Here is a 20245-nt window from a genome sequence, read left to right on the forward strand (position 1 = left end):
GCTAGAGGCTCCGAGCGACTTCCTCGGTCGTATAGGCCTCGATGATGTCGCCGGGCTGGACGCCCTTGACCCCCTCGACCCCGATGCCGCACTCGAGCCCCTGCAGGACCTCGCGGACATCGTCCTTGAAGCGCTTGAGGGAGGCGATGGTGTTCTCGCCGAGCAGGGTGTCGCCCCGCTTGATGCGGATCCGCGCCGTCCGGATGATCTTGCCCTCGATCACAACGCAACCGAAGATCGTCCCCACCTTGGAGATGGGGAAGAGTTGCTTGACCTGGGCGCGGCCGTGGACCGTCTCGCGGATCTCCGGCGCGAGCATGCCGCTGAGCGCCGCCTTGACGTCGTTGATGACGTCGTAGATGACGCTGTAGTTCCTGAGGTCCACGCCGTCGGACTGGGCCTGGCTTGCGGCCTTGGGCTCGGCCTTGACGTTGAAGCCGAGCACGATGGCGTTCGAGGCCGAAGCGAGCATGACGTCGGACTCGTTGACCGCGCCCACGGAACCGTGGATGACCTTGAGACGCACCTCGTCGGTCGACAATCGCTCGAGAGACTCCGTCAGCGCCTCGACCGAGCCCTGCACGTCGGCCTTGAGCACAAGCCGCAGCTCCTTGACCTCGCCCGCCTCGATCTGCTTGTGCAGGTCCTCCAGCGTGATCCGCGCGGTGCCCTTGCCCTTGAGACGGTCACGGTCGGCGCGCACGGTCGCGATCTGCCGCGCCTTGCGCTCGTCCGCGACGACCAGCAGGGTGTCGCCCGCCTGGGGCACGCCCGAGAGGCCGAGGATCTCGACCGGGTCCGAGGGCTCGGCCTTGGTGACTTTCTTGCCGCGGTCGCTGAACATGGCGCGGACCCGGCCCGAGTGCTGGCCAATGACGACCGCGTCGCCTTCCTTGAGCGTGCCCGACTGGATCAGCACCGTCGCCACCGGGCCGCGGCCTCGATCCAGCCGGCCTTCGACGATGATGCCGCGAGCGGCCCGGTTCGGGTTGGCGCGCAGCTCCAGCACCTCCGCCTGGAGCGCCGTCATCTCGAGCAGCTGCGGGATGCCGTCGCCGCGCTTGGCGGAGGTCGGGATGAAGATGGTCTGGCCACCCCAGTCCTCGGGCACGAGGCCCAGGTTCGACAGCTCGCGCTTGACGCGGTCGGGGTCGCTGCCCGGCTTGTCGATCTTGTTGACCGCGACGAGGATCGGCACGTTCGCGGCCTTGGCATGGTTGACGGCCTCGACCGTCTGCGGCATCACGCCGTCGTCGGCCGCCACGACGAGGATGACGATGTCCGTCGCCTGGGCGCCGCGGGCGCGCATGGCCGTGAAAGCCTCGTGACCCGGGGTGTCGAGGAACGTAACCTTGCCGTGGGAGGTCTCGACCTGGTAGGCGCCGATGTGCTGGGTGATGCCTCCAGCCTCCTTCTCCGCCACCTTGGTGGTCCTGATCGCGTCGAGGAGCGACGTCTTGCCGTGGTCGACGTGGCCCATGACGGTGACCACCGGCGGGCGCAGCTTGAGCTGACCTGGATCTGTCTCCTCCTCCTCCAAGATGTCGCCCTCGAGCGAGCGAATCTCCACGTCGAAGTAGAACTTGTCGGCAACGAGCTTGGCCGCCGTCGGGTCCAACACCTCGTTGACGGTGGCCATGACGCCCAGGTCGAGGAGCGCCTTGATCACCTCGCCGGACTTGTGACGCATGGCCGCCGCCAGCTCACCGACGGTCACGGATTCCGGCAGCTTGATCAACTCGCGCTTGATCTCGACGGGCGGCTCGGGCGGGGTCGGCTCGGGCCTGGGCTCTCGCTTGACCTCCACCTTGGGAGGTGCGGCCGGCGCCACAGGCGCCGCGGCGGCAGGACGCGCGGGCACGGCGGGCCTCGCGGGCACGGGCGGCGCTGCGGGACCGACTGCCGCAGGCGGCATCCCGATTCGCGGCTGGGTCGGCGGGGCCGGCGCCGTCGGACGGAGAAGCGTCGGCTCCTTCCTGAGGACCATCGGCGCCGGAGGCGGAGCGACGGGAGTTGGATCAGCCGCAGGCGCGGGAGCGGGGACCGGCTCCGCGATCGGAGCGGCGCTGTGGCGGAAGAGCGTCGCCGCGGGCTTGATCTCTTCCGCGGGCTCCGGCGCCAGAGGCGTCTCGGCCTCGATCGTCACGACCTTCTTGCGCGTGCCCTTGGGTGCCGTCGCTGACCCGGCGGCTTTCTTCTTCGCGACCGCGGGCTCCTCGGCCTCGCCCGGGGCGGGCCTGGCCTTGGGCGCCCGCTTGGGCTTGGCTTCTTCGGGCAAGTCCCGGCCGCGGCCCAGCTTGACCCGCAGCTCGTTCGCCGTCGCCACCTGCAGCGGGCTCATCGCCCGCATCGCCTTCTGGCCCATCGCCTCGAGGGCGACGATCAAATCCTTGCTGGTGACACCCAGCTCCTTCGCGAGGTCGATGACCTTGATTCGTGCCGCCACAGCCTGCTTACCTCCTTGCCTTGTCGTTCACGACCCGGCCGTTCAGAATCGCCGCCGCGCCCGATGCGGGCGGCTCGCAGGGCCGCTTGAACGCATGCCCGAGCCGGCCCGTGTGGAGGGCCTTGCCCAGGCACCCGGGATCGGGGCACACGTACGCACCCCGCCCTTCGGCCCGACCACCGTCATCCACGTGTACCCGCCCGTCCGCGCCGCGCACCAGCCGCACGAGCGCGGCCTTGGGCCGGACCTTCCGGCACCCGATGCAGGTCCGCTGGGGCGCCGCCGTCACTCAGCGGAGGTCCTCGCCACGCTCTCTGGAGGCGCCTCGACTGCCCGGACTTGCTCCGCTGGCAGGACTTGCTCCGCCGGCGGGACATCGTCCGCCGCCGGGAGCGCATCGCCCGCGACTTCCTCGACTGCTTCAGGCGCAGGATCCACGCGCGGGTGCTGCTCGATCCACTCCTGCGCTGCGGCGAGGATCCCCGCCGCCTTCTTCTCGCCGAGGCCGGGCACGGCCTCGAGAGCCTCGAGCCCCGCCTGGACGATGCGCGCCGGGGAAAAGAGGCCGTGCTCCACGAGCCGCTCGATCATCTGCGGACCGACGCCCGGGAACTCCGCGAGCGCCTCCCGGCCGTGGGCCAACTCCTCCTCCACAAGGCGGCGCTCCTCCTCGACCTCGCCCTCGCTCTTGATGTCCACGTGCAGCCCGGTCAGCTTGGCCGCGAGGCGCGCATTCTGCCCCCGTTTCCCGATGGCGAGCGAGAGCTGGTTGTCCGGCACGATCACCAGCGCCGAGCGCGGCCCCCCGCTCTCGTCGGCCGGGCCGAGGGTCACCGACGAGACCTTGGCCGGGGACAACGCCCGCGCCATGAAGGTCGCCGGGTCCGGCGCCCACTCGACGATGTCGATCTTCTCGCTCCGCAGCTCGCGGCTGATCACCTGGATCCGGGTGCCGCGGAGCCCCACGCAGGCGCCGATGGGATCGACGTCGCGCTTGGTGGACATGACGGCGACCTTGGCGCGCTCCCCGGGCTCGCGCGCGGCGGCCTTGACCTGCACGATGCCCTCCGCGATCTCGGGGATCTCGGCCTCGAAGAGACGGACGAGGAATCCCGCGTCGGCACGCGACAGTAGAATTTGCGGTCCCTTGGCGGTCTTCTTGACCTCCTGGACGAAGGCGCGGACGCGATCGTTGGGGTTGTAGCGCTCCCCCGGGATTTGCTCGCGCTCGGTGATCACCGCCTCGGCCTTGCCGAGGTCCACGATCACGTTGCGCTTCTCGATCCGGTGCACCGTGCCGCGGATGATCTTGCCCTGCTTGTCGATGAAGTCCGAGTAGACCGCGTCGCGCTCGGCGTCCCGCACGCGCTGCAGGATGACCTGCTTGGCCGTCTGCGCGGCGATGCGGCCGAACTCCTGGGTCGGCAGCCCGATCTCGATCTCGTCCTCGAGCTCCGCTTCGGCGTTGAGCTTCTGCGCCTCGGTGAGCGCGATCTCGAGCTTGGGGTCCGCGACGGTCTCGACCACCTTCTTGCGCGCGAAGACTTTGAGCACCCCCGTGTGGCGGTCGAGCTCCATCCGCGTGTTGTCGGCCACGCCCATGGTCTTCTTGGACGCCGACAGGAGGGCGGACTCCAGCGCCTCGAAGAGGATCTCTTTGTCGATCCCCTTCTCCGTGGCCATTTGCCCGATGACGTAGATCAGTTCTTTGTTCATCGTGTCGCTGCCCGTTCACTTCCGCCTGAACGCCGGGTCGAGACGCGCCTTCGTCAGCAGCGCCCGCGGAACCTCGGCGGTCTGCCCGTCCGGCGCCGCGATGGCCAGTCGCTCGGGCCCGGCCGCTTCCAGCCGCCCCGCGAATTCCAGCCGCCCGTCCACCGGCTCGCGCACCCAGCACCGCACGTCCTTGCCTAATGCCCAGGTGAACTCACGGTCGGTCCTGAGCTCGCGGTCGAGCCCCGGAGAGGACACCTCTAGGTCGTAGCTCTCCAGAATCAGCCCGGATACGTCGAGCACGTCACCCGCCTCGTGGCTCAGGCGCTGGCAGTCGACGACCCCCGCCCCACCCGGCTTGTCCACGAAGAACCGCAGAACCCAGCGCCGCCCCTCCCGGCGCCATTGGAGATCCACCAGCCGGAGCGCGTGGGCCTCCAGGACCGGCGAGACGACGGCCTCGACCTTGGCCAGGAACGCCTCCCCGTCACCCGCCCGAGGGTCCATCTCCGTCCACCCCCTGCCCCGTAGAGAACAAAAAAGTGGGCGGCGCCCACTTTTGTCAAAACTTTAGCACATGTAGCCACCACCCGCAAGGCTCACCGAGCGTCATAGAGTAACTCAAGGAGTGGGGGTGATCCAAGGAGTGGGGGCGCGAGGGGTGCCTCAAGCCATGGCGAGCCCTTTCGCGATGTCGCGGACGGCGTCAAGGACCCCGTCACAGGGCACCTTCCGGTCCGCCCGCGTCGCCCGCTCGCGGATCTCGACCACACCCTCCTTGGCGAGCGCGTTGCCGACCGTGATCCGGATCGGCACGCCAAGCAGGTCGGCGTCCTTGAACTTGACGCCCGCGCGCTCGTCGCGGTCGTCCATCAGGACGTCGAAGCCGGCCCCCGCCAGCGCCCGTTCGATCTCCTCGGCGGCCGCCATCTGGGCGGCATCCTTGATCGCGATAGGTACGAGGTGCACGTGGAAGGGCGCGATGGCCCAGGGCCAGATGATCCCGTCGGCATCGTGGTGCTGCTCAACGGCGGCGGCCGCGATCCTCGCGGGGCCGATGCCATAGGAGCCCATCACGATCGGCTGCTGCTGCCCCTGCTCGTCGAGATACATGGCGCCCAGGGGCTCAGAGAACTTCGTGCCGAGCTTGAAGATGTTGCCAACCTCGATGACGCGCTCGACCGCGAGCGGCTTGCCGCACATGGGGCAGCCTTCGCCCGGCAGCGCGACCTGGAGGTCGGCCCAGTCGCAGGCGAAGTCCTTCCCCGGCGTGACCCCGACCAGGTGGTAGCCATCGCGGCCGGCACCCACGACGTAGGCTCCGCTCTTGAGCGACTCGTCCGCCACGATGCGGGCGACACCCTTCGCTCCCACGGGCCCGACAGAGCCCACGGAGACGCCGAGGTGCTTGAGGATCTCCTCTGGGTGGGCGGCGCGCGCCTCCGCTCGGAGCGCACGGGTCAACTTCCGCTCGTGCAGGTTGTGATCACCGCGCACGAGGACCAGCACCGCCTGCTCACCGGCCATGAAGACGAGCGACTTGATGGTGCAGGCGGGGTCTATCTGAAGCATGGCCGAGACCTCTGCGATGGTCCGGGCCCCGGGTGTCGCGACTTCGCGGCGCCCGGCCTCGGGAAGCCCGGCCGGTAGGGGCACACCGCGGGCCAGCTCGACATTGGCGCCATAGCCGCAACCGGCGCACAGGGCGACGTCGTCTTCTCCGGCGTCCGACGGCGCCATGAACTCCTCGGACCCAGAGCCTCCCATCATGCCGGGATCCGAGTTGACAATGACGTAGCGCAGACCGCTGCGGTCGAAGATCTTGCAATAGGCCTGCCTGTGGGCGCTGTAGGAAACGTCGAGCGCCGCCGTGTCGGGGTCGAGGGTGTAGGAGTCCTTCATCAGGAACTCCCGCGTGCGGAGCACGCCGGAGCGCGGCCGCGCCTCGTCGCGCTCCTTGGTCTGGATCTGGTACCAAATCTGCGGCAGCTCGCGGTAGGAGCGGATCTCGCGTGCGGCGAGCCAGGCCACGACCTCCTCGTGGGTCATGCCGAGGCACATGTCGCGCTGGTTGCGGTCCTTGAGCCGGAACATCTCCCCGCCGATCACGTCCCAGCGCCCCGACTGCCGCCAGATCTCGGCCGGGTGGAGGACCGGCATCGTGATCTCCTGCCCTCCGATCGCGTTCATCTCCTCGCGGATGATCGCGTTGACCTTGTCGATGACGCGCTGTCCTAGCGGCAGGTACACGTAGATCCCCGCGGCCAGCTGGCGGACGAGCCCCGCCCGGACCATGAGCTTGTGGCTGATCGCCTCGGCGTCGGCAGGGTCCTCCCGCAGCGTCGGGATGAGCGAGCGGGTCCAGCGCATGGACTACGGCGCCGCCTTGACCTTGTTGGACCCGGGCACGCCCGGGTCGTAGATCAGGCGCTGGACAGGCTTCCCGCCCAGGATATGGGAGTCCAGAATCTCCTGGAGGTCGGACTCCTTGACGCCCGCGTACCAGACGTTGTCCGGGTAGACGACGATCATCGGGCCGTGGCCGCACTGCGAGAAGCAGCCGGACTTGTTCACGCGCACCTCGGCGTGCTTGCCCGCCGTGGCGGCGCCGGTACGGAGCGTCTTGACGTACTTCTCGACGTCACCTTGCTGGGGGCAGGTCTCGCCGGAAGTGCATACGAACACGTGGCAGCGGTATTGGCCCATGGGCGCTCGCCTCAGCGGAAGAAGCGGTTGAAGACGTCGAGCCGCGAGAGATCGTTGTACACGGCATAGACCATCAGCATCATCAGGAGCACGAAGCCGACCTGCTGCGCGATCTCGCGCTTGCGTTGCGAGATCGGCCGCCCGAGGACCGCCTCGCAGGCGAAGAAGAGCAGGTGGCCGCCGTCGAGCATGGGCACGGGCAAGAGATTCAGGACGGCGAGGTTGACGCTGATCAGCGCGGTGAACAGCGTGAGGTAGTTGATCCCTTGCCGCGCCTGTTCGCCTGCCGCCGCGGCGATCTGGATCGGGCCCCCGATATTCGACGGCGCCAGCTGCACGGTGACGAGCTTGTACATACCCTTGACCGTCAGGTACGTCCAATCCCAGGTTTTCAGCGCCCCTTCCCAGAGCGCGGTCGCCGGGTTGGAGCGGACGAACACGACACCGGCGCCCAGAGCCATCGAGTGGCTGACGCCGATCCGCCCCTTGCTCTCGGGACCGGTCGGCGCCGGCGTCACCGACAGCGTCAGCGTCTGCTCCCCGCGCTTGATCCCGAGGTCGGTCGGCTGCCCCGCGCGCCTGCTGATCGCGTCGGCGAAATCGTCCCACGAGCCGACGGGCTTGCCCTCAAGCGAGACGACGAGGTCGCCGGCCTTGAGCCCGGCCTTCGCGGCCGGCCCACCCGATACCACCTCCCCTATCTTGGCCTGGTCCGACACCGACTGCCGGGCGCCGAGGTCCCAGTAGTCCTGCTCGTCGCCGAAGAGATCGCGCCCCGCCACCCGCTGCGGCGTCACCGCGAGCGTACGCTCCCCGCCCGGACCGGTAACCTTCAGCTCGAGTTTGCGGCCACGCCCCTCCTGGACGAGCGACTGCACCTCGTCCCAGTACTGGACGGCGCGGCCGTCCACGGTCAGTACCTTGTCGCCCGCCATGATCCCGGCCTGCGCCGCCGCGCTGCCCTCGGCCACGCGGCCGACGACGGCCGGCACCACGGGCTTGCCCCAGATCATGAAGGCGAGCGCCGTCAGCACCACGGCGAGGACGAAGTTCATCCCGGGGCCCGCGAACACGATCAGAAAGCGCACCCACACGGGCTTGAGGTTGAAAGCGCGCGCGGGGTCCATCGCCCCGGTCTTGCCGCCTTCGAGGGGGTTCTCGTCGTCACCCATCATCTTGACGTAGCCGCCCATCGGGATGGCCGAGAGACAGTACTCCGTCTCCTTGCCCTTGAACCGCCACAGCACGGGGCCGAAGCCGATGGAGAAGCGCTCCACGCCCACGCCCGACAGGCGGGCCACGATGAAATGGCCCCATTCGTGGATGAGGATCAGGATGCCCAGCACCGCGACGAAGGCCACGATGGTCGTCACCGGCCCGCCCTCCCGGACACGCCTGCCGCGGCGGCGGGCGCCCCGCCGGGCAGCCGGCCCTCGACGAAGCGGCGCGTCTCGGCGTCGACGTCCATGCAGGTCTCGACGCTGTCGAGCGCGCGAGCGGGCACCCGCTCGAGCGCCAAGGCGATAAGCTCGGCGATCTGCGTGTAGCGGATCCTTCCTGCGAGGAAGGCGCCGACGGCGATCTCGTTCGCCGCGTTGAGGACCGCCGGAGCGCAGCCGGCCGCGGCCAGGGCCTGGCGGCAGAGCGCCAGGCACGGGAAGCGCTCGTCGTCCGGCTCCTCGAACGTAAGCGAGCCGACCTTCGTCAGGTCGAGCCGCTCCCCCGGCCACGGCAGACGATCGGGATAGTTGAGCGCGTACAGAATCGGGATGCCCATGTCGGCCACGCCCAGCTGGGCGATGACCGAGCCGTCCACGTATTCGACCATGGAGTGGATGATGGACTGCGGGTGCACCACCACCTGCACCTGCTCCGCAGGGAGGCCGAAGAGCCAGCGGGCTTCGATGACCTCGAGCCCCTTGTTCATGAGCGTGGCCGAATCCACCGTGATCTTGGCCCCCATCTTCCACGTGGGATGATTGAGCGCGTCCTCGACGGTGACCGAGGCCATGTCGGCCTTCGACATCCGGCGGAATGGTCCGCCCGAGGCCGTGAGGAGGATGCGATGGACCTGGCTCCGCTGCTGCCCCTCGAGGCACTGGAAGATGGCGCTGTGCTCGGAGTCGACCGGCAGGAGCGGCGCCTTGTGCCGTCTCGCGGCGGCCGTCATCAGGCTGCCCGCCATGACGAGCGGCTCCTTGTTCGCGATGGCCACGGCCTTGCCGGTCTCGATGGCGGCCATGGTGGGCAAGAGCCCGGCGCCGCCCACGATCGCCGAGAGGACGACGTCGGCTGGGACGTCGCGCGCCAGGGCAACGAGCCCGCGCGCGCCGCCCAAGATCTCCGGGCGCGGATGTCCGAGAGCCCGGGCCAGGACGTCCACCGCGCGCTCGTCGGCGAGCGCCACGACGCGCGGCCGGTGAGTCCGGCACAGCTCCGCCACGAGGTCAGGGTTTGTGCCGCGCGCGGCGAGGCCCTCGACCCGGAACTGACCGGGGAAGTGCTCGATCAGCTCCAGCGCGCGCCGACCCACCGAGCCCGTCGCCCCCAGCACCGTCAGCCGTTTCATGCGCTCCATGCCCTTCCGTACGTCACATAGTAGAACAGCACCGGCGCGTTGAAGAGGAAACCGTCGATCCGGTCGAGAATGCCGCCGTGCCCGGGGATGACATGCCCGGTGTCCTTGGTGCCCACGCTCCGCTTCAGCGCCGACTCGACCAGGTCACCCACCTGTCCGAGCACGCCGAGCAGGACGCCGACGGCGAGGGCGTCGCGCAGCCGCAGGCCCGGGAAGAGCCACCCGCCGGCGGTCAGCGCCGCGAGCAGCGAGGCCGCGAGCTGTGCTGTGGCGCCCTCGACCGTCTTGCCCGGACTGATACCGGGAGCCAGCTTGTGGCGGCCGAGCAGCGAGCCAACGCTATAGGCGGCCGTCTCCCCTATGCACGTCACCCAGACCAGCAGCAGGACCCAGTGGACGCCGTCGGGCAGCGCGCGGAGCGAGATCGCGTGGCCGAGGAGCCAGTTGACGTAGCAGACGCCGAGGAGCGTGACCGCCACGCGCTGCCAGCGGGCGGGGCCGGCGGCGTCCCTGTCGAGGCTGGCGGCCAGGAGCCCCAGGACCACGATCGCGAAGGCCGCGCCCGCGCGGTCGGGACGCACAAAGGCGAGCGTGACGAGCCCGCCCCAGAGAAGCCCGGCCTCGCGGAGGACGGGCACGCCCGCGCGGTGGAACATGCGCGTGAACTCCCAGTTCCCGAGCATGCCGACGCCGACGATCATCAGCGTGAAGAGCCATGCAGGCCCGCCGATCAGGATCCAGACGAAGATCGGGACGAGCACGAGGGTGCTGAGGACGCGCTTGCCCAGCTCGCTCATGCGCGACGGGGTGGGGGCGTCCACAGGCGCCTGCAGCGGCATGCCCCGGGCTTTGGACATCACACGCGCCCGAAGCGCCGATCCCGCTGCTGGAAGTCCGCCACCGCGAGATAGAGATCGCGCGGCCCGAAGTCGGGCCAACGCGTGGGCGTCACCCACAGCTCGGTGTAGGCGACCTGCCAGAGCAGGAAGTTGGACAGGCGCATCTCGCCGCTCGTGCGGATCAAGAGATCGGGATCGGGGACGCCGTCGGTGTAGAGCGCGCGGCCGATCCGCACCTCGTCGATCTCCTCGGGCTCGACCCGCCCGTCCCGGACATCTTTGGCGAGCTGCCTAAAGGCGTCCACGATCTCGTCGCGCGCGCCGTAGTTGAACGCCATCACAAGCGTCAACCCGCTGTTGGCCGCCGTCGCGTCCACCACGTGGTCGATGCGCCGCTGGACCTCGGGCGGCACGCCATTCGGGCGGCCGATGACGCGGAAGCGGACATTGCGCGCCATGAGCTCCGGCAGCTCCCGGTCGATCGACCGCTCGAGCAGGCTCATCAGCGTCGAGACCTCGTGGCTCGGCCGGTTCCAGTTCTCCGAGGAGAAGGCATAGAGCGTCAGGTACTCGATGCCGACCTCGCCCGCGGCCCGGAGGGTGTTGCGAACCGCCTTGACACCCTCGCTGTGTCCGGCCACCCGGGGCAGGCCGCGCGAGGTCGCCCAGCGGCCGTTGCCGTCCATGATGATCGCGACGTGACGAGGCAGCGGGCGCGTGAGGATGCGGTCACGCAGCTCGCGCTCTCCGAGTGAGGTCAACTCCGCCGCCGCGGCATCGGTCCCAGCCTTGAGCGCCATATCGCGCCATTTTACGTGACGGCAAGGGCAAATTCTACGCAAATCGCCGCGATACAAGGCAAAACTGGGAAAATCCCAGCGGGAAATCGCCCGTCGGGGAATCAGCCAACGGGGGGAGTACGGGGGCCATCTCTGGGCCCCCGTTGCTGGGTGACCTACATCGCCAGGATTTCCTGCTCCTTCTTCTTCGCCAGCTCATCCACCTTGGCGGTGGACTTGTCCGTCGCCTTCTGGATGGAATCGTGTCCGCGGCGCTCCTCGTCCTGCGAGACGTGCTTGTCCTTGGCCATGGCCTTGAGCTTCTCGTTGGCCTCGCGGCGGACGTTGCGGATCGCCACGCGGGCATCCTCCGCGTACTTGCCGACCGTCTTGGCCAGCTGCTTGCGGCGCTCCTCGGTGAGCGTCGGCATGGTCAGGCGCAGGACCTTGCCGTCGGACGACGGCGTGATGCCGAGGTCCGACTTATGGATGGCCTTCTCGATATTCCCTATCTGGGAGGCGTCCCACGGCTGGATGACGAGCGTTTTGGGATCCGGCACCGACAGCGAGGCCAGCTGGTTGAGCGGCGTCAGGTTGCCGTAGGCCTCGACCCGAAGGTTGTCGAGCAGCGCCGTGTTGGCGCGGCCCGTGCGCACTCCGGAGAACTCGCGCGCGAGAAGATCGACGGCCGCCTGCATCCGCGTTTCGAGATCCTGGATGACGTTTTGCATGGCGCTACCCCTTGGGCGGTGTGGCGTCGTTGGTGACGACGGAGCCCACCGCCTCGCCGGCGACGATGCGCCGGATGTTGCCCCGCCGGGTCAGGTCGAAGACCACGATGGGCAGCTTGTTGTCCATGCAGAGCGAGATGGCCGTGGTGTCCATCACCGCGAGGCCCCGGTTGAGCGCCTCGATGTATCCGACGCGCGCCAGCTTGACGGCCTTCGGGTCCTTGGCCGGGTCGGAGGTGTAGATACCGTCTACCTTGGAGGCTTTTAGAAGCGCCTCGGCTCCGATCTCGACCGCGCGCAGGGCGCCCGCGGTGTCCGTCGTGAAGAACGGGTTGCCCGTGCCCGCGGCGAAGACCACCACGCGTCCCTTCTCGAGGTGGCGGATGGCGCGCCGACGGATGTACGGCTCGGACACCGCGCGCATCTCGATGGCGGAGAGCACGCGCGTCGGCACACCCGCCTTCTCGACAGCATCCTGGAGCGCCAGCGCGTTGATGACGGTGGCGAGCATGCCCATGTAGTCGCCGGTGGCGCGATCCATGCCGCCGGCGCTCGCCGCGATGCCGCGGAAGATGTTGCCGCCGCCGATGACCACGGCCAGCTGCACCCCCATGTCGATCACTTCGCGGATCTCCTCCGCGATGCCGGCGATGGTCTCGGGGTCGATACCGTAGCCCTGCTTGCCCGCCAGCGCCTCGCCCGAGATCTTGAGCAGGACGCGGCGGTACACAGCGGGGGCCTGGGCGTCGGCCATGGGGCCTAGTCCGCGCCGACCTGGAAGCGCACGAAGCGCTTGACCACCACGCGCTCGCCCATCTTGGCCGTCGCACCGTCGACCATCTCCTTGATCCGGGTCTTGCCGGTCGCGTCCTTGATGAAAGGCTGCTCGAGCAGGCACATCTCCGCGAAGAACTTTTCGAGCTTGCCCTCGATGATCTTGTCGATCACCTGGGGCGGCTTCTTCTGGTCGGCCATCTGCTGCCCGTAGATCTCGCGCTCCTTCTCCACCACGGGCCCCGGCACCTGCTCCCGCGAGACGTAGAGCGGGCTGGCGGCGGCCACCTGCATGGCCAGGTCCTTGACCAGCTGCTGGAAGTCGTCGGTGCGGGCCACGAAGTCCGTTTCACAGTTGACCTCGACCAGGACGCCGATCTTGCTGCCCGGGTGGATGTAGGCGTGCACGAGGCCGTCCTTGGCCTCGCGGTGCTGCTTCTTGGCCGCGTCGGCAAGGCCTTTCTTTCTCAGGTGCTCGACGGCGCCCTGGAGATCGCCCTTCGAGGCCTCGAGCGCCGCCTTGCAGTCCATGACTCCCGCCCCGGTGCGGTCCCGGAGCTCCCTTACGAGCTCGGCTGACGATGCCATTGGGCGCGCGCTCCTCAGGCCTGCGCCGGGGCTTCGGCCGACGCGGCCATCTCGGCCTCGGTCACCACGGGCATGTCCGGAGAGGCCGGGATCTCGTCGGCCGCCGCGGTCTCCTTGGCAAGCGTGCCGGCGCCCTCGAGCACCGCGTCGGCGATACGGGAGGTGATGAGCCGCACCGATCTGATGGCGTCGTCATTGCCCGGGATCGGGTAGTCGATCCCGCTCGGGTCGCAGTTGGTGTCTACGATGGCGACGATGGGGATGGCGAGCCGCCGCGCCTCCTCCACCGCGATCGTCTCCTTCTTGGGATCGATGATGAAGACGGCCGACGGTAGCCGATCCAGGTTCCTGATGCCGACCAGCGTGTGCTGGAGCTTCTCGCGCTCCCGCTCGAGCACGATGACTTCCTTCTTCGGCAGCCGATCGTACTCGCCCGTCTCCTTCATCTCGTCCAGCTTCTTGAGCCGCGCGATGGACTTGCGGATCGTGGCGAAGTTGGTCAGGGTGCCGCCGAGCCAGCGGTGATTGACGTAGAACATGCCGCAGCGGGTCGCCTCCTCGAGCACCGTCTCCTGCGCCTGCTTCTTGGTGCCGACCATCAGGAGCGTGCCGCCGCCGGCCGCGAGGTCGCGCACGTAGGCGTACGCCTCACGGAACTTCTTGAGGGTCTTCTGGAGGTCGATGATGTAGATGCCGTTGCGCTCCCCGAAGATGTACTTTTGCATCTTGGGGTTCCAGCGCTTCGTCTGGTGACCGAAGTGCACGCCGGCCTCCAGCAGCTCCTTCATGGTCAGTGCCGCCATCTCATTCTCCTCTTCGGTTGGCCTCCGATCGGGAGCGGCAAGGTCCGTGCCTTGCACTCCCCTGCGGCGCATGCCGCAGGGACCGAAGCTCGCGATCGTGCGTAGTTAACTGCCTAACTGCTCTATCTCAGCACTCGCCTCACCTACGGGATCCACTCAGCTCTCGCCTCGCGGCTGCGCCGCTCAGCTCGAAGTGCGGGCCCCGTCTCCGCTCGAACTACGTCGTGTACTTGCCGTTGATCCGGACGTACTCCTCGCTGAGATCCGATGTCCACACCCGGTCCTGACCGCGGCCGAGACCCAGGTCTATGCTGATCGAATACTCGGGCTCCGCCATGAGCGCGCGGATCTTGTCGAGCCGCGCGCCCGCCTTGAGCATGCCCTTCTCCACCAGCGCTTCGTCGCCTACGCTGATCGCAACCTTGTCCTGCGCCACGCGAGCCGGCGACTTGCCCAGCGCCATCATGATCCTGCCCCAGTTGGGGTCGGCGCCGTTGACCGCGGTCTTGACGAGCGGCGAGTTTGCGACAGATCGGGCGGCCAGCAGCGCCTCGCGCCGCGTCCGCGCCCCGCTCACGCTCACCTCGACCACCTTGGTCGCGCCCTCGCCATCGGCCACAAGCATGCGCGCGAGCTTCGCCACGACGGCCTCGAGCCCGCGCGCGAACACCCGCAGGCCCCGGCTGCCGCGCTCGAGCGGCGCATTCTCCGCGAGCCCGTTCGCCAGCACCGCGACCGTGTCGCTCGTGGACTGGTCCCCGTCCACCGTGATCCGGTTGAGCGACCCGTCGACCGCCCGCTTGAGCACCCGCGGCAGCGCGTCCGATGCGACCATCGCGTCCGTCGCCAGGAAGCAGAACATCGTCGCGAGGTGCGGCTCGAGCATGCCCACGCCCTTGGCGATGCCCCCTATCGTGATCGGGCGCCCGCCGATCTCGATGCGGAGGGCCGCTTCCTTGAGCCGCGTGTCGGTCGTCATGATCGCCTCGGCGGCGCTCCGGCCGCCCTGGGGCGAGAGGCCCTTGACGAGCTTCGGCAGCGCCGCGCGGATCTTGTCCATCGGCAGCGGCTGGCCGATCACCCCCGTGGCGGCGATCAGCACCTGGCCGGGCTTGATACGCAGGAGCTCGCCGACCGTCCTGGTCATCTCGCGAGCGTCCTTGATCCCCTGCTCACCCGTGCAGACGTTGGAGCAGCCGCTCGAGGCGAGGATGGCCTGGGCCCGGCCATCGCGGATGTGCTCCTGCGAAACGACCACCGGCGCGCCCTTGACCTGGTTGCTGGTGAAGACGGCGGCGGCGCGCGCGGGCGCCGAGGAATAGATCAGGGCGAGATCCTTCTTGCCGCCGGGCTTGATGCCGGCCGCCATGCCCGAGGCCAGGATGCCCGGGACGGCCGTGATGCCTCCGTCGAGCCACTGCATGTCCGCCATGCGGGCCCTACGGGTACACCGGTGGCGCTTCGAGACCCGTCCGCTCGTCCCACCCCATCATGAGGTTGAGGTTCTGGACGCCGTTGGCCGAGCCGCCCTTGCCCAGGTTGTCCAGGGTCGAGACGCAGACGGCGCGCCTCGTGCGCGGATCGGAGACGACGGCGATGTCGCAGAAGTTGGAACCGGTCACGGAGCGGGTCGTCGGCCGCTCGCCCTCGGGCAGCACCCGCACGAAGGGCTCGCCCGCGTAGAACTCGCCGTAGAGGGCGAGAAGGTCGGCCGTGCCCGCGCTCTTCGCGAGCGGCACCGAGGCCGTGGTAAGGATCCCGCGGTTGAGCGGCACGAGATGCGGAGTGAAGCCGACCACGACGGGCTTGCCCGCCAGGGCCGAAAGCTCCTGTTCCATCTCGGGCGTGTGGCGGTGAGTCCCGATGGCGTACGCCTGCATGTTCTCGTTGGCCTCGGCGTAGAGGTACATGGGGTCGATCATCCGCCCCTGCGCCCCTGCCCCCGTCACGCCCGACTTGCCGTCTATCACGATGCCCTCGACCCGCCCGAGCCCGCTCTTGAGTAGCGGCGCCGTCGCCAGGATCGCGCCCATGGCGTAGCACCCGGGGTTGGCCACGAGCGAGGCGCCCGAGATGGCCTTCCGGTACAGCTCCGGCATGCCGTACACGGCATCCCCGAGCCCTTCGGCATCGATGTGGCCCGCCTTGTACCAGGTCGCGTAGAGCGCTCCGTCGCGCAGCCGGTAGTCGGCCGAGAGATCAATGACCCTGCGGCCGTGCTTCCGGAGGACCGGCACCGCGCGCTGGGACTCCATGTGCGGCAGCGCGAGGAAGACGAGGTCGGCCTCGTCGCTGATGCGCGCGGGGTCGAGCTCGCCGAACACCAGCGTCGAGAGGCCGCGCAGGTGCGGGAAGACCGTGTCGAGCCGCTGACCGGCCAGTCGCTCGGATGTCACCGCGACCAGCTGGAGCTTGGGGTGGACGCAGAGCAGGCGGAGGGCTTCCGCCCCCATGTAGCCGCTCGCCCCCGCGACCGCCACGCGCAGCACGGCGCCTACCGCTTGGAGTACTGGAACTTCGACCGCGCGCCCGGCTGGCCGTACTTCTTGCGCTCCTTCATCCGCGGGTCGCGCGTGAGAAGGCCCGCCCGTTTGAGCGTCGGCCGCAGGTTGACGTCGAACACGAGCAGCGCCCGGGCGATGCCGTGGCGCACCGCGCCTGCCTGGCCCGACGGCCCCCCGCCGCCCACGTTGATGGTCGCGTCCAAGGTCCCGAAGGTGTTCGTCAGCTGGAGCGGCTGCGCGATGATCATGCGCAGCGTCTCCCGAGGGAAGTAATCTTCGAATGGGCGGCGGTTCACTAGGATCCGGCCGCCGCCCGGCCGGAGCCATACGCGCGCCACCGACGTCTTCCGCCTTCCCGTACCGTAGAACTGCGTCGCTGCGGCCATTCGCTCTCCTCGTGGATCCTGCGTCAGTTCTTGGTCCGGCCGCCGGTCGGCAGGGCTTCCGGCTTCTGCGCGGCGTGCGGGTGGTCGGATCCCTTGTAGACCTTGAGCTTGCGTGCCATGGCCCGGCCGAGGCGCCCCTTGGGGAGCATGCCCTGGATGGCCCACTCGACCACGCGCTCGGGATGGCTCTTGAGCATGCGCTCCGCGCTCACCTCGCGCAGACCGCCGATATAGCCGGAGTGCCACCGGTACATCTTGTCGGTGAGCTTGCGTCCCGTCAGGTGGATCTTCTCGGCGTTGATCACCACCACGTGGTCGCCCACGTCGAGGTTTGGAGCGAACGTGGGCTTGTGCTTGCCGCGCAGCACGTGCGCCACCCGGCTGGCCAACCTTCCCAGTACCTTGCCGCTGGCGTCCACCACGAACCACTTCCGGTCGATCTCGTCTTCCTTCGGCATTACCGTCGCCATGATCTCAGTCCTTCTCCCGCTTTAGAAGTCAGCTACTTGGGGACCGCTCTTCCGTAAATTGGCAACGGGTAATGCTATAGGAAATCGGCAGCCGAGTCAACCACGCTTTGCCCGCGCTCTGCCCGCGTCTTGCCGGACCAGGGGCACAGGGCCAGAACCGGGCAGCGGGGGCAGTCGGGCTTGCGCGCCCCACAGGTCCGCCGCCCGTGGATGATCAGGAGATGGGTCGCCCGGGTCCACTTCGGCTTCGGGATGAGCACGCAAAGATCGTCGTGGATCTCCTCAGGCTCGTCGGCCCGCGTGAGCCCGAGCCGCTGCGATACGCGGGTGACGTGGGTGTCCACGGCCAGGGCCGGAATGCCAAAGGCGTTACCGAGGACGACGTTGGCCGTCTTCCGGCCTACCCCCGGCAGCGCCGTCAGCTCGTCGACGGTTCGCGGCACGTCGCCGCCGTGGCGCTCGCAGAGGGCCCGGCCCATCCCGACGAGCGAGCGCGCCTTGGCCTTGAAGAAGCCCGTCGAGTGGATCTCCCGCTCGAGCGTGGGCGGGTCGGCCCGGGCGAAGTCCTCCGCATTGCGATAGCGGTCGAAGAGCGTGGCCGTCACGGCATTGACCCGCTCGTCGGTGCACTGCGCCGAGAGAATGGTGGCCGCCAGGAGCTCGAGCGGAGTCCTGAATCGCAGCTCGATCCGGGCGTCGGGATAGGCTTTCCCGAGCCGCGCCAGGATCTTGGCGGCCCTTGCCCTCTTCGCCTGCGCCGGCTCGGCCACGGTGGCGCGCTCTACGCGAGCGCCACGCGGATCAGCGCGACGCGCCGCGCGGCTTCGTCAGCCGGAAGTGGCTTGGGGTCGTGAGACACGCGCCACACCGGCCAGCGGGGCTCGGGGTCGTCCGTAAGGCGCGGCACCAGGTGCCAGTGGATGTGCGGCACCTGATTGCCGAGCAGCTCGTAGTTCATCTTCACGGGCCGATAGACTTGCGCCAGCGCCTGCGCCAGGCGGTTCACGTCCTCGATCATTGCCGCCCGCTCGCGGGCCTCGAGGTCGTAGAGCTCGACGGCGTGGCGCTTGAGCACGACGAAGACCCAGCCGGGGAAGAACTGGTCTTCGTTGAGATAGGCGCGGCTCGTTCCGAGGTCGGCGATGAAGAGCGGGCCTTCGGCGGCGACGCGCGCGCACATGACGCATTCGGCAGCCGTCATGGCCGCCGCTCCCGCAGGTACCGCCCGATGCGCTCGACGGCTTCCTCGATGCGCTCGAGCGAATTGGAATAGGAGAAGCGGAGGAACCCCTCGGCGCGGCTGCCGAAGTCCACCCCGGGCGTTACCCCTACGTGTGCGTGCTCCAGGATGTCGAAGGCGAGGGCCTTGGAATCCGCCCCGAAGCGCTTGGCATTGGCCAGGACATAGAAGGCGCCCGTCGGCGGCACCGCGACACCGAGCCCGATGCGCCTGAGCCCCGCCACCATCGCCTGCCGCCGCTGGTCGAAGATCGTGCGGAAGCGCGCGGTCTCCTCGCCAGCCTCCGTCAGCGCCGCCAGCGCCGCCCACTGGACGAACTCGTTGGTGGAGATGAAGAAATTGCCGTGCGCGGTCTGGAGCGCGCGCATGAACTCGCGCGGCGCGATGACATACCCGAGCCGCCAGCCCGTCATGGCGTAGGCCTTCGAAAAGCCGTTGAGCACGAAGGCGTGGTCCGTGTACTCGAGGATGGTGTGCTCGGCTCCCTCGTAGGTCAGGCCATGGTAGATCTCGTCGGAAACGACCAAGGGACCGAGCCCCGCCACCGCCTTGAGGGTCTCGGCGGTCATCACCGCGCCCGTGGGGTTGGCGGGCGAGTTGATGAGGACGGCCCGCGTCCGGGGCGACAGGCGGGCCGCGAACTCGGCGGGCCGGCACTGGAAGCCGTCCTCCTCCCAGGTCGGCGCCTCGACGCACTCGCCGCCGGGATAGCGGACCAGGTTCGGGTAGACGGCGTATCGCGGGTCGGTGAGCAGCACCTGGTCGCCCGGGTCGAGCAAGCTCGAGAAGAGCAGCAGCATGGCGGGCGAGGTCCCAGCGGTCACGAGCACCTGCTCCGGCGAGACCGTGACGCCGTAGCGCGCGCGGTAGTGCTCCGCGATGGCCTCCCGCAGCGGGACGAGTCCCAGGCTGTGCGCGTAGCGCGTCCGGCCGTCCTTGAGCGCCTTCTCGGCCGCTTCGCGAATCACCGGCGGGGTGTCGAAGTCCGGCTCGCCGAACTCGAGATGGATGATGTCCTTGCCCTCGCGCTCGAGCTCCTGCGCACGCTGGAAGACCTCGACGGCGAGAAAGGGCTCGATGACCTGCGAGCGCTTCGACGTCACTGCCGCGTCTCCCCGGCCCGCGCCAGCCGCCGGCGCGCCGCCAGGATCTGCACGAGCATCCGCGGGCCGTCTGTGAGCACGCCGACCTTCGAGCCCGGCTGGTCGGCCCAGTTGATGGCGACCTCCGTCACCCGATAGCCGCGCCGGCGCGCCAGGAGGAGCAGCTCCACGTCGAAGCCGAAGCCCTCCGTCCGCAGCTCCCCGAACAGCGCCTCGGCGGCGGCGCCACGGAAGAGCTTGAAGCCGCACTGCGTGTCGCTGACCTCGGGGACGCCCAGCCGTCTCACCAGGAAGTTGAAGACGTCGCCCGAGAGCTTCCGGTGCAGCCGCACGCGCCGGCTCACCGACGGGTCGGCCAGCGCGCGCGAGCCGATGGCGACATCGGCGCCCGCGTGGATCGCCGCCTCGAGGCGCTTGACCTCGCCGATGGGCGTGGCGCCGTCAGCATCGGCCATGAGTCGGAGCTCGCCGCGCGCCGCGCGCATGCCCGCCCGGACGGCGAAGCCCTTGCCGTGGTTCGCGGCCAGGCGGTGGAGCGTCACCGAGGAATGCGCCGCCTGCGCTCCGAGCACTCGCGCGGCCGTC

At 69.1% G+C, this 20245-nt stretch carries 22 protein-coding genes; all 22 read right to left on the minus strand.

All coding sequences use genetic code 11. From position 1 onward, the window contains the following. Position 1 precedes the first annotated feature (1 nt). Positions 2 to 2446: a translation initiation factor IF-2 gene (infB, locus tag VGV06_11830; protein ID HEV2055845.1), complete on the minus strand. Its 2445-nt coding sequence runs from the start codon at positions 2444 to 2446 to the stop codon at positions 2 to 4. Between the two features lie 7 nt (positions 2447 to 2453). Continuing rightward, the gene (locus VGV06_11835) at positions 2454 to 2735 is read right to left on the minus strand and encodes a YlxR family protein (protein ID HEV2055846.1); all 282 of its coding nucleotides are present in this window, start codon (positions 2733 to 2735) and stop codon (positions 2454 to 2456) included. Next, positions 2732 to 4162: a transcription termination factor NusA gene (gene nusA, locus VGV06_11840; protein HEV2055847.1), complete on the minus strand. Its 1431-nt coding sequence runs from the start codon at positions 4160 to 4162 to the stop codon at positions 2732 to 2734. The genes VGV06_11835 and nusA overlap by 4 nt, the downstream gene beginning before the upstream one ends. A 15-nt stretch (positions 4163 to 4177) precedes the next feature. After that, entirely contained in the window at positions 4178 to 4666 is a 489-nt protein-coding gene (locus tag VGV06_11845; GenBank protein ID HEV2055848.1) for a ribosome maturation factor RimP, read from the minus strand. A 159-nt stretch (positions 4667 to 4825) separates the two neighbouring features. Beyond that, positions 4826 to 6529, minus strand: a complete 1704-nt coding sequence (locus VGV06_11850) for a proline--tRNA ligase (GenBank protein HEV2055849.1) — start codon at positions 6527 to 6529, stop codon at positions 4826 to 4828. A 3-nt stretch (positions 6530 to 6532) separates the two neighbouring features. Beyond that, on the minus strand, positions 6533 to 6865 hold the full coding sequence (locus VGV06_11855; protein ID HEV2055850.1) for a (2Fe-2S) ferredoxin domain-containing protein: 333 nt from the start codon (positions 6863 to 6865) through the stop codon (positions 6533 to 6535). Positions 6866 to 6876: 11 nt separating this feature from the next. Continuing rightward, complete coding sequence (rseP, locus tag VGV06_11860; protein ID HEV2055851.1) at positions 6877 to 8238, minus strand: RIP metalloprotease RseP; 1362 nt, start codon at positions 8236 to 8238, stop codon at positions 6877 to 6879. Next, on the minus strand, positions 8235 to 9434 hold the full coding sequence (locus VGV06_11865) for a 1-deoxy-D-xylulose-5-phosphate reductoisomerase (GenBank protein HEV2055852.1): 1200 nt from the start codon (positions 9432 to 9434) through the stop codon (positions 8235 to 8237). Before VGV06_11865 ends, rseP begins: the two co-directional genes overlap by 4 nt. After that, the gene (locus VGV06_11870) at positions 9431 to 10300 is read right to left on the minus strand and encodes a phosphatidate cytidylyltransferase (protein HEV2055853.1); all 870 of its coding nucleotides are present in this window, start codon (positions 10298 to 10300) and stop codon (positions 9431 to 9433) included. Before VGV06_11870 ends, VGV06_11865 begins: the two co-directional genes overlap by 4 nt. After that, complete coding sequence (locus VGV06_11875; GenBank protein HEV2055854.1) at positions 10300 to 11082, minus strand: isoprenyl transferase; 783 nt, start codon at positions 11080 to 11082, stop codon at positions 10300 to 10302. The genes VGV06_11870 and VGV06_11875 overlap by 1 nt, the downstream gene beginning before the upstream one ends. A 155-nt stretch (positions 11083 to 11237) precedes the next feature. Next, entirely contained in the window at positions 11238 to 11792 is a 555-nt protein-coding gene (gene frr, locus VGV06_11880) for a ribosome recycling factor (GenBank protein HEV2055855.1), read from the minus strand. Between the two features lie 4 nt (positions 11793 to 11796). Next, complete coding sequence (pyrH, locus tag VGV06_11885; protein HEV2055856.1) at positions 11797 to 12546, minus strand: UMP kinase; 750 nt, start codon at positions 12544 to 12546, stop codon at positions 11797 to 11799. 5 nt (positions 12547 to 12551) lie between these two features. Beyond that, the gene (gene tsf / locus VGV06_11890) at positions 12552 to 13154 is read right to left on the minus strand and encodes a translation elongation factor Ts (GenBank protein ID HEV2055857.1); all 603 of its coding nucleotides are present in this window, start codon (positions 13152 to 13154) and stop codon (positions 12552 to 12554) included. Between the two features lie 14 nt (positions 13155 to 13168). Further along, the gene (rpsB, locus tag VGV06_11895) at positions 13169 to 13957 is read right to left on the minus strand and encodes a 30S ribosomal protein S2 (protein HEV2055858.1); all 789 of its coding nucleotides are present in this window, start codon (positions 13955 to 13957) and stop codon (positions 13169 to 13171) included. Between the two features lie 217 nt (positions 13958 to 14174). Next, positions 14175 to 15389, minus strand: a complete 1215-nt coding sequence (gene argJ, locus VGV06_11900) for a bifunctional glutamate N-acetyltransferase/amino-acid acetyltransferase ArgJ (GenBank protein HEV2055859.1) — start codon at positions 15387 to 15389, stop codon at positions 14175 to 14177. 7 nt (positions 15390 to 15396) lie between these two features. Beyond that, a complete protein-coding gene (argC, locus tag VGV06_11905; protein HEV2055860.1) occupies positions 15397 to 16446 on the minus strand; it encodes an N-acetyl-gamma-glutamyl-phosphate reductase in 1050 nt (349 codons plus the stop codon). Positions 16447 to 16451: 5 nt separating this feature from the next. Next, the gene (gene rpsI / locus VGV06_11910; GenBank protein ID HEV2055861.1) at positions 16452 to 16847 is read right to left on the minus strand and encodes a 30S ribosomal protein S9; all 396 of its coding nucleotides are present in this window, start codon (positions 16845 to 16847) and stop codon (positions 16452 to 16454) included. A gap of 23 nt (positions 16848 to 16870) precedes the next feature. After that, complete coding sequence (gene rplM, locus VGV06_11915) at positions 16871 to 17317, minus strand: 50S ribosomal protein L13 (protein ID HEV2055862.1); 447 nt, start codon at positions 17315 to 17317, stop codon at positions 16871 to 16873. Between the two features lie 74 nt (positions 17318 to 17391). Continuing rightward, complete coding sequence (nth, locus tag VGV06_11920) at positions 17392 to 18087, minus strand: endonuclease III (protein ID HEV2055863.1); 696 nt, start codon at positions 18085 to 18087, stop codon at positions 17392 to 17394. Between the two features lie 11 nt (positions 18088 to 18098). Next, a complete protein-coding gene (locus VGV06_11925; GenBank protein HEV2055864.1) occupies positions 18099 to 18518 on the minus strand; it encodes an HIT family protein in 420 nt (139 codons plus the stop codon). Further along, positions 18515 to 19660 (minus strand): pyridoxal phosphate-dependent aminotransferase, encoded by a 1146-nt coding sequence (locus VGV06_11930; GenBank protein HEV2055865.1) that lies wholly within the window; start codon positions 19658 to 19660, stop codon positions 18515 to 18517. Before VGV06_11930 ends, VGV06_11925 begins: the two co-directional genes overlap by 4 nt. Continuing rightward, positions 19657 to 20245, minus strand: a 589-nt coding sequence (locus VGV06_11935) for a glycosyltransferase (GenBank protein HEV2055866.1), incomplete at its 5' end; no start/stop codon positions are given. The genes VGV06_11930 and VGV06_11935, both read right to left, overlap by 4 nt.

The organism is Candidatus Methylomirabilota bacterium, assembly GCA_035936835.1.
Classification (GTDB): Bacteria; Methylomirabilota; Methylomirabilia; order Rokubacteriales; family CSP1-6; genus AR37.